This window comes from Bradyrhizobium sp. UFLA05-153 (assembly GCF_054185185.1).
In genome coordinates this window covers 18,399-30,516 of record NZ_JBBIAM010000007.1, presented here as the reverse complement: position 1 = coordinate 30,516, position 12,118 = coordinate 18,399, and the positions used below count along the sequence as shown (strand labels likewise).

Below are 12,118 nucleotides of genomic sequence, written 5' to 3'. Positions count from 1 at the left end.
CCGGACGCGGCGCGGCATGAAATGACGCGACGCAGAGCCGGGACCCATATAGGCCCCGGCTCTGCAGCGCACCGCTACGCGCTGCGCCGCGTCCGGGGCACGAGATCATTTGCGATTCACGGACTGACCGGCGTGCCCGCGGGCAGCGCGATGCCTTTATCGCCGGCGACCTGCCGCAACAGGTCGGGGCGATCGGAGATGATGCCGTCGACGCCGATCTCGATCATCCGCGCCATGTCGTCCGCCTTGTTGACGGTCCAGACCACGACGCGCAGGCCGAGCTCGTGGGCTTCCGTGACCAGCGCGGCGTTGACGTCGCCGAAATAGGGTGACCAGACCGCGCCGCCGGCCGCCTTGATCGTGCGCGGCAGCGAGCCGCCGTGATCGGCCGGATTGAAGCCGGCCGTCCAGTTGGTCGCCGCGTCGAGCGCGATGGTCGGCGCTTTGCCCTGCTGCAGCGTCAGGTAGACCGTCGGAATTTGCGGCGCCTGCTTTTGGACCAGAAGCAGCGTCCGCCAGTCGAAGGACTGGATCATGACGCGGCCCGAAAACACCGCAGCGTCGATGACGCCGAGGAGCCGCGCGGCGAAAGCTTGCGGATCGAGCGACTCGCCCGGATGGTTCGGATCGATCTTGGTCTCGATGTTGAAGCGCACGCGCGTGTTGCCGGATTTTTCGACCAGCGCGAACAACTCCTTCAGCGTGGGAATGCGCGTTCCCGGTACCGCGCGCTGCTCGGGAAACTGCTTGGCATAGGCGCTGTCGGGGCGGATCTGGCCGACGTCATACGTCCTGACCTCGTCGAGCCGCAGTTTGACGAACGGCGTGCCGGGCGTGGCGACATAGCCGCCCGCGGCGTCGCGCGCGAGATCCGGATTGAGGCCGCGCTCATGCGACACGACGACCTCACCGTCTGCGGTGATGCCGACGTCGAGCTCCAGCGTGTCGACGCCCATCGACAGCGCGTTGGCAAAGGCGGGCAGGGTGTTTTCCGGCAGCAGCGCGCGCCCGCCGCGATGCGCTTCGAGATCGAAGGCCATGACCTCTCCGGCAATGAGACAACAGAAAGCTGACAGGATCGCGACAACAGGGGATGGAATGGCAGGGCTCATGGCGTGGTTCGCGTTTGCTGGCCATTCTAGCTCTATCCGTGTGCCTCCGGTCATTTCAAGGGCGATCATGCCCCCTGGGCTTGCGCGTTCGTCGCATTGGCGTCGCGCAGGCGCGCGCGGACGAACGCAAAGGCGGCGTCGTAGGCGGCGGCGTCGCCAAAGCTTCGGTCCGGGATCGCCACTGCCGAGCGGGGCGTGATCCACATCAGAAGAAGGCTCCTCTCGCGGGTGCACTGACGGATCCGGGTCCATTCGTATCTGTACTGGGCCCCCGTGGCCGTCACGGTAAGCCCGGTCAGGTCGAGTTCGAGCGTGCTGAATTCCCTGGGGGTCGCCATCGCTTCGAAATATCGTCTTCTGAAGATGCGGTGCGCGACGGAGCTCCCGATGATGGCGGCGAGCATGCCAAGTGTGAAGGCGTAAAGGCTGTAAGATCCGATCATCTCGATCGCTTCGGTGTCGAGCTGACGGCCAGCAGCCTGCAGTCGGAATAGCAATGCGACGGGGATTGCGCCGAACCCGGCTGCAGCCCAAGCTGTGACTCCCAACCAGCTCCTGTTGCGCCGCCCTATGACCGCCGCGTGGCGGGCGTAGTCGTCGGCGGTCATGTTGAATTTCAGTGTGATACGATCGGGGGCAGGGTCGCTCATCGCCAGATTGCCGTTCATCTCCGCAGGCTTCTTGCGGTAGCCACCGTATGACGCCGGCAACTCCTCTCGGGTTCACGGCATGAGGCACTAATTCTGATGGTAGTTGCCGCACGAGCCGGTTGCCTGCGCCTTCGTCGACGCAGGGTGCAAGGCGATTGAAAGCGGCACTGCCGCGTTCAGATAGCGCCGGCGATCCTCAGCCGTCAGTTCTGGTAATTGTAGTAGGTGCGCGGCTGATAGTACTGGCGGGGCTGCTGCTGATAATAGCCCTGCTGGCCGTAGCTCGGATCGTAAGTCTGGTACTGCCGCTGCTGCTGATAGACCTGCGGCTGATAGACCTGTGCGTCATAGACCTGGCGCGAGCTGCGCGGCGCCGGATAGCGCGCGCCGGTGTCGGTGCCGTCGGCCGGATAGATGTAGCCGTCGTCCTGCGGCATCGCGCGGCGGCCGGGCTGCATCTGCGGTGTCAGGTCGACAGGCTCGCCGGCCGCGCTGTACTGGTCACCGTATGGCTGCGCCGCGCGCGCCACCGCGCTGGTGCCGCGGCCGCGCGGATTGCGCATCAAGGCCACCTGCGCCGAACCGGTCAGCGTCACCGTGGTGTTGAGCACGCCCTGCTCCTGGACCAGAGCGTAGAGCGTCGAGGCGTTCTCGCGCGACAGCCGCACGCAGCCATGGGACGCCGGCGTGCCGAGCCGGCCGACCGAGTCGGTGCCGTGGATCGCATGCCCGATCTTGGTGAAGAAGATCGAATGAGGCATCGGCGCGTCGTCGAACTCCTTGGAGTAGTGATCCTCTTCCATGCGGAAGGCACGGAAGCTGCCGTTCGGCGTCTCGCGGGAGGGGATGCCGGTCGAGACCGGCCAGTGATAGCGCGCGACGCCGTCGACCGCGACGGTCATCCGCTGATTGTCCTTGTCGATGGTAATGTCGACCTTGGCTTGCGCGGTGCCCGCGCTGAAAAGCATCAATGAGACGATTGTAACAAATAAAGTACGCATTTTACTTCCGGCCTCCGGCCTGTTCGCGCAAGTGCCGCGGCTGTCCGTCCCCCGGCGTGTACTATGCCCGCAATCAGGTTTCGGTTCCAGTGGCCCGTCTTGGCCATCGTTAACTTGGCGCCGGGCGTAAGCAAGGCTGCTTCATCACGAATCCGCGCGTGCGGTGCTGACATTTTCGCGAGCGCGACGCGTCGCCAATTCGTCACGGCTGCGCAACCATTTGGCCGCAGCGGCGTTTCAGACTGCCTGCCTTCACCGGCCAACTCGCCGGTCCATCCGCTGGGATATTGAGATGAACAAAGCTCGCTTAACCGCGGCCGCGTTGCCGGCCAGTGTGCCTTTCCGCCTGCTTTTTGCCGCGAGCCTCCTGCTTGCGCTCGTGGCGCTGCCGCGGCCCGGACACACTCAGGGCATCGTGCGCGGCGCCCAGGAAGGTGCCTATGAAGGCAACCGCGTCGCCGGGCCCGTCGGCGGCGTGGTCGGAGGCGCGGTCGGGGCCGGTGTTGGCGGCGCCGTGGGCGCGGTCGAGGGCGTGTTCGGCATTCCTCATCACGGCTGGCGCCATCGCTGCCGCGGCTACTATGACGGGTACCACCACTTCCATTGTTACAGGTGACGGCTCAGGTCGTCATTCCGGAGCGCGCGAGCCCGCAATCCGGAGGTTGTGGTTCGAGATTCCGGGTTCGTGCTTCGCACGCCCCGAAATGACGGCAAGGGTCAATTCTTCAGCCGATAGCCGGTTCGGAAAATCCAGCCGATCATGACGAGGCAGATCACCAGGAAGGCGGCAGTCATGCCGATGCTCAAGACGACGCTGACATCGGCGATCTCGTAAAAACTCCAGCGGAAGCCGGAGATCAGATAGACCACCGGGTTGAGCAGCGCGACCGTGCGCCAGCCCGACGGCAGCATGTTCACGGAATAGAAGCTGCCGCCGAGGAAGGTGAGAGGCGTTACCACCAGCATCGGAATCATCTGAAGCTTCTCGAAGCCGTCGGCCCAGATGCCGATGATGAAGCCGAACAGGCTGAAGGTCACCGCGGTCAGTACCAGGAAGGTCAGCATCCAGATCGGATGATGGATGTGCAGCGGCACAAACAGCCCGGCGGTGGCGAGAATGATCAGGCCGAGGATGATCGACTTGGTCGCGGCCGCCCCGACATAGCCGAGCACGATCTCGAAATAGGAAATCGGCGCGGACAGGATTTCGTAGATCGTGCCGACGAATTTCGGGAAGTAGATGCCGAAGGAGGCGTTGGTGATGCTCTGGGTCAAGACCGACAGCATCACGAGACCCGGCACGATGAACGTGCCGTAGCTCACGCCCTCGACATGGTCGATGCGCGATCCGATCGCGGCGCCGAACACCACGAAGTACAGCGAGGTCGAGACCACCGGCGAGACGATGCTTTGCAGCAGCGTGCGCCAGGTGCGCGCCATTTCGAACAGATAGATGGCACGAACGGCGTGCAAATTCATGACGTCCTCACGAGGTCGACGAAGATGTCCTCGAGCGACGATTGCGTCGTGTCGAGGTCGGAGAAGCGGACGCCGGCGCTGCGGAGGTCGCCGAGCAGGCTGGTGATGCCGGTGCGCTCGCCCTTGGTGTCGTAGTCGTAGACCAGCGTCGCGCCATTGTCGCAGAGGTCGAGCTTGTAGTGGGCAAGGCTCTCCGGCAGCGTATCGAGCTTGCTCGCAAGGTGCAGCGTCAGCCGCTTCTTGCCGAGCTTCTGCATCAAGGTGGCCTTGTCCTCGACCAGCACGATCTCGCCCTTGTTGATGACGCCGATGCGGTCGGCCATCTCCTCGGCTTCCTCGATGTAGTGGGTCGTGAGGATGATGGTGACGCCGGATTGCTGAAGGCCGCGCACCACCTCCCACATGCCCTTGCGCAATTCGACGTCGACGCCGGCGGTGGGCTCGTCCAGGAACAGGATCTGCGGCTCGTGCGACAACGCCTTGGCTATCATCACGCGGCGCTTCATGCCGCCGGAGAGCGTGATGATCTTGTTGTCCTTCTTGTCCCAGAGCGAGAGGTCCTTCAGCACCTTCTCGATATGGGCGGGGTTCTTCGGCTTGCCGAACAGGCCGCGGGAAAAGCTCACCGTTGCCCACACACTCTCGAAGGCGTCGGTGTGCAGCTCCTGCGGCACCAGCCCGATCAGCGAGCGCGCCTTGCGCCAGGAGGTGACGATGTTCTCGCCGCCGACCATGACCTTGCCTTCGCTCGGATTGGCGATGCCGCAGATGATCGAGATCAGCGTGGTCTTGCCGGCGCCGTTGGGGCCGAGCAGCGCAAAGATCTCGCCGCGCTTGATGTCGAGATTGACGTTTTTCAGCGCCTTGAAGCCGGACCCATAGGTCTTCGACAGGTTGGCGACGGAGATGATGGAGGACATGATGGCCGGAGGGCTGGGGAGGGGAGGCTGGAACCCGCCCCTGGCGGGCAGGTCAGCGGAGCCCTGAAATAGGAACGCCGTTGCCCGGTCGCAATTCCCCGGAGAAAAATGGTCTCAAAACAGCCCCTTCAGTGGCCGGTTTCGGGTAACTGTTGCGCAACAGTCACGGGCCGCTGCTAAGATTGTCAGTCACGCGGCTCTTTGTTGCGTCTGCGAGCGGGCCATGGCTACGATTCCGGCAAATTGCGAAGCGTATTGTTCCCGGGGAAGAGATCGATGAGACCGAACGGCCGTTACGCAGCCGGCGCCAGCCAGTTGTCCACCATCCGCGTGTGGGCGACGTGCCTGCTGCTTCTGTCAGCTGTTGCCATGAGCCCGACCAGCGCCAAGGCCGCGCCGAGCCAGGCGGCCGCGACCACGCATGTTTATCTGCTGCGCGGTGTGCTCAACATCTTCTCGCTCGGGCTCGACACCATCGGCTCGCGGCTCGAGGCGCAGGGCATCCCGGTGACGGTTGCGAACTTCGTCTCCTGGTCCTCGCTCGCGGATGAGGCGGCGGCCGCCTACAAGGCCGGCCGGCTGAAGACCATCGTCCTGGTCGGGCATTCCTCGGGTGCGACCGCGCTGCCCGACATGATCGCCAAGCTCAATCACCTCGGCGTGCCCGTGAAGCTCGCGATCGGCCTCGACTCCGTGTTCAAGACCAAGCTCTCGACCGGCGCCGAGCGCTACATCAACCTCTATATCGGCGACGGCCCCGGCGAGCCGGTGCGCGCAGCGGATGGCTTGCGCGGCAAGCTCGACAATGTCGACGTGCGCGGCTCCGGCGCCGGCCACATCACGATCGACAAGAACGAGTTGATCCAGCGGCGCGTGATCGCCGAGATCGATGCGGTGGTGATGCGCTCGCGCGCGCCCGCGGCCCCGCAGGCCGAGCCGCGTGCGGCGAGGCCGGTCGCCCGCTCGGCCGCGGCAACGGCGCCAGCTCGGAACTAGGCGAGCCCCGCGGGACGTCTCGTCCCGCTGCCTCGGCGTTAGCCGAGGATCTCGGTGATGAGCGACGCCGCCTTGATCCCCGTTCCCGTGATGACGACGACGGTGCGCTCATTCGGGCGAATGGCGCCGCGCCGGGCAAGCTCGTCGAGTGCAGCGGCGGCGCTTGCCGATGTCGGCTCGGGAAACAGGCCCGTGGCCGCGAGCTTCTTCAGCCCCGCGACGATGCCCTCTTCGGCGACGGCCACCGTGCCGCCGCCCGTTTCCTTCAGTGCGGCCACCATCTGACGCAGTCGCAGCGGGCTCTTGATCGCGGTGCCCTCGGCGATGGTCTTGCGGACTTCGCGCGAGACCGGCGTATCGACGCCTGCCGTGAAGCTCGCATCGAGTGGCGAGCAGTTCAGCGGCTGCGAGGCGAACAGTTTTGGCATCCGCGCAATCTGCCCCGCCGCAAGCAGCTCCTTGAAGCCGAGATAGCAGCCGAGCAGGCTGCTGCCGGCACCGACGGGAACGACGACGTTGTCGGGGGCCGAATAGCCGAAATCCTCCCACATCTCGTAAGCGAGGGATTTCGTGCCTTCGAGGAAGAAGGGCTGCCAGTTGTGGCTCGAATAGAAGATGTTGCCCGACTGGCGGATCGCTTCCGCCTCCGACTCCTCGCGCGGCCCTTCCACCAGCTGGATGTCCGCTCCATAAGCGCGCACCTGCGCGATCTTCATCGGAGAGGTGGACGCGGGTGCCAGGATCTTGATCTTCATTCCGCCGGCCGCGCCATAGGCGGCAACCGATGCGCCGCCATTGCCCGAACTGTCCTCGAGGACGGCGTTGACGCCGAGCTGGCGGATGAAGGACAACATCACCGTGGTCCCGCGATCCTTGAAGCTGGCCGTCGGGTTGAACCATTCGAGCTTGAAGTATGGCCTCAACTCGCCCCACTCCTTCTGGACGAGGGGCGTGCAGCCTTCGCCCATGGAGATGGGGCTCGCGATCTCGACCGGCAGCGCCGCGCGATAACGCCACAGCGAGCGCACGCTGCGATCGACCTCGTCGCGTGAGATGCCGCGCAGCGGCGTTACCATCAGCGGCTTGCGGTCGTCGGAGCACCAGCGCGGCTGGTCCAGCGGATAGAGCGTGCCGCTGAGCGGTTCGATGTAGGATGGCGTCTTCATGGGGCGATCTCGGATACGAGCATTTTGAGGCCGATCGCGCCGCCTGATGATCAGACGAGAGACGCGAACAGACTGACCGCTCGATTGAACGATTCTAGGTGCCGAAACGGAATATCGATGTCAATTCCGGCGTTCCGGAGTTGGCGAAATGTGGTTCTCGATAGTGAGCGGCAGACTTTCGCGTTGGCGTTGGAGCGCGATTGGGCAAGCTTTGCGCCCCAAATTCTGCCAAATCAGTGGTCAGTAAGGCCGGAATAGGGAAGGCGCCCGCCTTCCCGCGGTGGGGTTGCAAGACGAATGGTTGTTTTGAGGCGAGTGGTCCTGCTGGCGGCCGGCGTGCTGCTCGCCGTCTCGACGGCCGTGGCGGTGGCTTCACCGGCAAAGCTGAAGAAAGCCGTCGCGATCGTGGCGCCGTCCCTGCCGCAACCGCCCCCGCTGCCCGCTGAGGCCGAGCCCGGGCCGCCGCCGCGCATCTATCTCTTCCGCGGCGCGCTCGGGCCGATCTTCTCGACCGGCATGGACCGGCTCGCGGAGCGATTGACTGAAGCTGGCTTCAAGGCCGACGTCTACGAATTCACGATCTGCCGGCTGGTCGCCCAGCGCGCGATCTCCGCCTACCGCGAACAGCCTGCGCCGATCGTGCTGATGGGGCATTCCATGGGTGGGCTGTGCTCGATCATCTTCGCCGAGATGCTTGCCGAGGAGAAGATTCCGGTCAGCCTCGTGATCACCATCGATCCTGCGCATGCGACCGGAAACGTGCCGCTCAATGTCGAGCGCTTCATCAACATCTATCTGTCCGACAGCGTGCTCGGCGGCGGCGACGTGATCGCGGAGCCCGGCTATCGCGGCCATTATGCAAGCTTCGATCTGAAGCAGAACAAGCGCGTCACCCACATCAACATCGAGAAGTCTGAAGATATCCACCGCCAGATCGTCGACATGGTCGCGCAATTGCCGCGCGTGCCGGCGCAGGCGCAGGGCGACCCCGTGCCGCTGCGCTATCTCGTTCCCGGCGACACGCTGGTGGAACTGTGGGACTCGGGCGTGAAGCTGCCCATGCGCGCCGGCGATACGCTCGAGCGGATCGCCACGCAATATCACGTGCCGGTGTGGTCGCTCGCGCAGGCCAACGGGTTGTCTGAAGGCACGCCGCTTGCCGCCGCTCAGGACGTCATCATCCCGCGCCATCTGCTGCCGGCCATGCCGGCGCAGGCCGCCGAGGCGAAGCCGCGACCGGCGCGCTGACGGCGCGCGGAAATCACCGCGGCGACAGGAACGGAATGATCATCGGGACGCGGCGGCAATAGGCGCCGTAGGCGTCTTCGCCGAGTTCCTTCGACAGGAAGACTTCCTCCATCCGGCCCTTCTGCCACATGCCTAGCGAGATCAGGATGGCGCCGAGTATCGCCGTCACCGTGCCGACCGCGATGCCGGTCGCGAGCATGCCGGCGATCAGGCCGGTGTAGATCGGATGACGAACGATGCCATACGGGCCGGTGTCGATGACGCGGTGGTCTTCCTTCTGGGTGATGGTGTTCGACCAGAACTTGCCGAGATGAAGGCGTCCCCACCAGGTGAAGGAGATGCCGGCGAGCACGACGAGTGCTGCGATGTAGACGCTGACCTCGCCGAACACCCATAGTGGTTTCTCGTTCAGCACTTCCGCGGTCCACGGCGTGAACAGGATGCCGCCGATCAGGATCGGCAGGCGATAGCGTTGCGAGTCCAGCGTCATCACCTGCTTCTTGGTGCGGCCCTGCCAGAACGAGGCCCCGACCCAGCTCGCAAGCCAGGCGAGCCAGATCAGCGCCAGGAGTTTGGTCGGCCAGGTCGTGGTCCAGCCACCCCAGGCGAAAGAGAGAAGCTTGCTGAAATCAAAGGACATGCGGAAAGGTTCTTGCTTTTGGGCTTGGGCTCAGCTCGCGCGCGAGCTGAGCGCGTGACGCTCGATGCCGGCCTGCGTTTGCAGGCCGCCGCGTGCGAGCAGATGGGTGATGGTTTCGCGCAGCAACGGCTCGATCGGGCGCGGCGAATAGCCGAGCTCGGTACGCGCCTTGTCGATCGAGAGGTCGCTGGCGGCAAGCGCGATGCGCACGCCCTCGCCGGTGCCGTTGGGCGGCCGGTGCGTGACGTGGTCGGAGATGTATTCGAGCATGATCGCCGAAAGTTCTGCGAGCCTGCCGGGCACCGCGATGGGGTACTGCTTGCGGCCGCTGATCACCGACATCATGCGCAGGATCTGTCCGAGCCGGACGCAGTCGCCGCCGAGAATATAGCGCTGCCCGATGCGGCCGCGCTCCATCGCGAGCACGAGGCCCATGGCGACGTCGCGCACATCGACCAGGTTGACGAGGAAGTTGATGTGCGGCTGCACCTTCTTTTGCAGGAAGTACCACAGCATCGCGGTCGGCGGCGTGAGGTTGTGATCGACCGGCCCGATCGGCATGGTCGGCGTGCCGATGACGAGCGGGAAGCCCGCCGCCGCGGCCTTTGCCGCGCAATGTTCGGCGAGCGACTTCGACCGCGTATAGGCGCCCGGCATCGCATCGGCCGGCTGCAGCGCCTCCTCGGCGGGAACGCCGCCGAGCTGCGAGTAGGGGAACAGGATCGATTCCGTCGAGCAGTGCAGGAAGCGCGACACGCCACGCAGTTGCGCGGCCGTCAGCACGACCTCGGTGCCGCGGCAATTGACCTCGTGGAAATCCCGCTTGTCGGCGACCCACATGCCGGGCAGGCCGGCGAGGTGATAGACCTGATCGACGCCCGCGAGCGCGCGATCGACCGCGTCGCCGTCGAGCACCGAGCCCGCGACGTAGTCGACGTCAGCACACGGCGCGGCCGGCGGCCGCACATCGAGAACGCGCACCCGCTGCCCCCTGGCGCGGAGCGATTCTACAAGATGATGTCCGATGAAGCCGCTGCCACCGGTAACCAGTACGAGTGCCATGAAGAAAGTTGCTGCTGTTCCGCTCTGGAATCTTATCGGGTTGAAAGGGAATTGGTCGGAACAGGCGCGAGAATCGCGGCAAGGTCACGACGAAAACCCAGCGCAATGAATAATTTTGCCATTACAAACATCGGTCCAAGCAAAAGATGAGACGGAAAGGTGAACAGCGAGGCCTCGCGCCCCTCAAAAACCTTGTGGCCGATCGCCTGTGCGGCAAAGCCGAGCGCGACCAGGGTGGCGAAGATCGCCCACATCATTACGGTGCTGACTTGCGCCGCAATGGTCGTCGCGATTGAAAACAGCACGATCGACACGGCCAGAATGCCGGTCCCGAGCGCCACATCGAGCAGCAGCCAATAGATGAGGACCGGCAACGCCAGGATCACCGCAAGGCTGAATTCGAATCCGAACAGCGGGACCGCCACCAGCGTCAGCGGCATCACCGCACCCGTGAACAGCAAGAGGATACCGATCACATGCATCGCCGTGTTCCGGGGATCGCGATGGTACTCGACATAAACGGCAAGTTGGCGTTGAAAAAAGCCACCCATCTTGGTCTCACTGAGAATGCAGGTCGGAGGAAGCGACCAGCCTATAGCATCTGCTTGTCCCCTGCACAAACCGTGCAGTTGTCGCGCAGAGCAGCCATTCGAGGCGGCCTGCGCGTGAAAAAACAGTCAGGGGTTCAAGGGGTTCCGGGCACGGCCCAGATGCGATCGATTAGCGTTTTTTGGCCGGCTTCTTGGCCGGTGCCGCAGGTTTGGCCGCGGCGGGCTGGCTGGCTTGTTCCTCGGGGAGTTTTGCAAGCGTCAGGATCTGCAACTGTCCGTTTGCGGTCGAGGTCGGGCGTGCGCGGTCGAGGAATTGCTCCTCGCCAAGGCCGATCGACTGGATTCGCTTGGCGGAGATCTTGAACGTGTTGACCAGCACGTCGCGAATCGCATCCGCGCGGCGCTGGCTCAGGATCGCATTGGCTTCCCGCGTCTTCGAATTGGATTCGACATGGCCGACGATCAGGAAGGTGTAAGGCAGCAGCGAGGCGTGAACCAGCGCATCCGCGATGCGGCCGACCGTCTGGTAGGACGAAGGCTGGATGATCGGCGTGTCGGCGTCGAACTGGATCAGCGTAGTGAAAGCCGGCAGGCTCGCAAGGTCAGGCGCGATCAGTGGGCGATTCACCGGGCCCGGATCGTTCTTGATCCGCGCCTTCGCTCGCTCCATCACCTGCTGCTTCAGCGCCGCGAGGTCGACATCAGGCGCTGATTCGAAATGGTTGAGCTTGCCGACGATGTCGTCGCGGGTCGGCGGCGCCGTCTGCGCGCCCACGGGGCCTGCCGCGAGCGCCAGACCAAGTGCAAGTCCGAGAGCGAGGCCGATCGATTGCAAAGTGAGCCCGGCCGCGCGCATCAGCGATACCCCGCGTCGTCCACCGCCTTCAGGCAGTTGTTGCTGATGCCCTTTGGCGTCGAGATCAGGCAGGGGATCGACTTGCTGGTCTCCTTGGTCGAGCCGCCGCAGACCTTGACGATCTCGCGCTGGCAGGCGTTCGCCACGGTCACGCGCGCGGCGACTCGCTTCTGGATCGCGTCGAAGGCCGCGAGATAGTCGGTCTGGCACTGCGGTGACAGCACGTCGCGGTTGCGCGACAGGCATTCCTTCAGCCGCGTCGAATCCGGGTTCACGCCGCGGCAATTGGCCACGATCTCCGCGCCGCAGCTCTTGGCCAGCATGCCGATCGCATCGCCAAAGCTCATCGTCTCGGCTGCCGCCAGCGACGGCATGCCAAATGCAAGTACGGCGAATGTGATGAAGCCCCGGGCCATGGCCGCATCTGATACGGGGAA

Annotated in this window: 14 protein-coding genes; 3 read left to right on the top strand and 11 right to left on the bottom strand. The window is 64.5% G+C overall.

Annotation, left to right across the window (positions count from 1 at the left end; all coding sequences use genetic code 11):
- Positions 1-116 precede the first annotated feature (116 nt).
- From Q2941_RS06700 to Q2941_RS06690, 3 genes are all read right to left on the bottom strand, one after another.
- Entirely contained in the window at positions 117-1,040 is a 924-nt protein-coding gene (locus Q2941_RS06700) for a glycerophosphodiester phosphodiesterase (RefSeq protein ID WP_458191990.1), read from the bottom strand.
- A gap of 137 nt (positions 1,041-1,177) precedes the next feature.
- Complete coding sequence (locus tag Q2941_RS06695; RefSeq protein ID WP_458191989.1) at positions 1,178-1,780, bottom strand: YcxB family protein; 603 nt, start codon at positions 1,778-1,780, stop codon at positions 1,178-1,180.
- A 185-nt stretch (positions 1,781-1,965) separates the two neighbouring features.
- Positions 1,966-2,763, bottom strand: coding sequence for a L,D-transpeptidase (locus Q2941_RS06690; RefSeq protein ID WP_458191988.1), 798 nt, complete (start codon positions 2,761-2,763; stop codon positions 1,966-1,968).
- A 292-nt stretch (positions 2,764-3,055) separates the two neighbouring features.
- Here Q2941_RS06690 and Q2941_RS06685 point away from each other — a divergent pair, with 292 nt between their 5' ends.
- Entirely contained in the window at positions 3,056-3,379 is a 324-nt protein-coding gene (locus Q2941_RS06685; protein ID WP_027522323.1) for a hypothetical protein, read from the top strand.
- A gap of 101 nt (positions 3,380-3,480) precedes the next feature.
- On the opposite strand, the gene Q2941_RS06680 is transcribed toward Q2941_RS06685, so the two are convergent.
- Positions 3,481-4,242: an ABC transporter permease gene (locus Q2941_RS06680; RefSeq protein ID WP_027522322.1), complete on the bottom strand. Its 762-nt coding sequence runs from the start codon at positions 4,240-4,242 to the stop codon at positions 3,481-3,483.
- Positions 4,239-5,162 (bottom strand): ABC transporter ATP-binding protein, encoded by a 924-nt coding sequence (locus tag Q2941_RS06675; protein ID WP_254111192.1) that lies wholly within the window; start codon positions 5,160-5,162, stop codon positions 4,239-4,241. Before Q2941_RS06675 ends, Q2941_RS06680 begins: the two co-directional genes overlap by 4 nt.
- A gap of 276 nt (positions 5,163-5,438) precedes the next feature.
- Here Q2941_RS06675 and Q2941_RS06670 point away from each other — a divergent pair, with 276 nt between their 5' ends.
- Entirely contained in the window at positions 5,439-6,158 is a 720-nt protein-coding gene (locus tag Q2941_RS06670; RefSeq protein WP_027522320.1) for a hypothetical protein, read from the top strand.
- Positions 6,159-6,196: 38 nt separating this feature from the next.
- Here the strand turns inward: Q2941_RS06670 and Q2941_RS06665 are convergent, their stop codons facing one another.
- Positions 6,197-7,324, bottom strand: coding sequence for a threonine synthase (locus Q2941_RS06665; RefSeq protein ID WP_458191987.1), 1,128 nt, complete (start codon positions 7,322-7,324; stop codon positions 6,197-6,199).
- Between the two features lie 297 nt (positions 7,325-7,621).
- Here Q2941_RS06665 and Q2941_RS06660 point away from each other — a divergent pair, with 297 nt between their 5' ends.
- Entirely contained in the window at positions 7,622-8,572 is a 951-nt protein-coding gene (locus tag Q2941_RS06660; protein ID WP_254111193.1) for a LysM domain-containing protein, read from the top strand.
- A gap of 13 nt (positions 8,573-8,585) precedes the next feature.
- Here the strand turns inward: Q2941_RS06660 and Q2941_RS06655 are convergent, their stop codons facing one another.
- The 5 genes from Q2941_RS06655 to Q2941_RS06635 all read right to left on the bottom strand — a co-directional run bounded on the left by Q2941_RS06655 (position 8,586) and on the right by Q2941_RS06635 (position 12,097).
- Positions 8,586-9,212 (bottom strand): methyltransferase family protein, encoded by a 627-nt coding sequence (locus Q2941_RS06655; protein ID WP_458191986.1) that lies wholly within the window; start codon positions 9,210-9,212, stop codon positions 8,586-8,588.
- A 30-nt stretch (positions 9,213-9,242) separates the two neighbouring features.
- Positions 9,243-10,274: an NAD-dependent epimerase/dehydratase family protein gene (locus tag Q2941_RS06650; RefSeq protein WP_458191985.1), complete on the bottom strand. Its 1,032-nt coding sequence runs from the start codon at positions 10,272-10,274 to the stop codon at positions 9,243-9,245.
- A 32-nt stretch (positions 10,275-10,306) separates the two neighbouring features.
- Entirely contained in the window at positions 10,307-10,756 is a 450-nt protein-coding gene (locus tag Q2941_RS06645) for a DUF962 domain-containing protein (protein ID WP_245287995.1), read from the bottom strand.
- 238 nt (positions 10,757-10,994) lie between these two features.
- Positions 10,995-11,681 carry an OmpA family protein gene (locus tag Q2941_RS06640; RefSeq protein ID WP_027522314.1) on the bottom strand — a complete coding sequence of 229 codons (687 nt, stop codon included), beginning with the start codon at positions 11,679-11,681 and terminating at the stop codon, positions 10,995-10,997.
- Complete coding sequence (locus tag Q2941_RS06635; protein WP_027522313.1) at positions 11,681-12,097, bottom strand: hypothetical protein; 417 nt, start codon at positions 12,095-12,097, stop codon at positions 11,681-11,683. Before Q2941_RS06635 ends, Q2941_RS06640 begins: the two co-directional genes overlap by 1 nt.
- Positions 12,098-12,118: the final 21 nt, after the last annotated feature.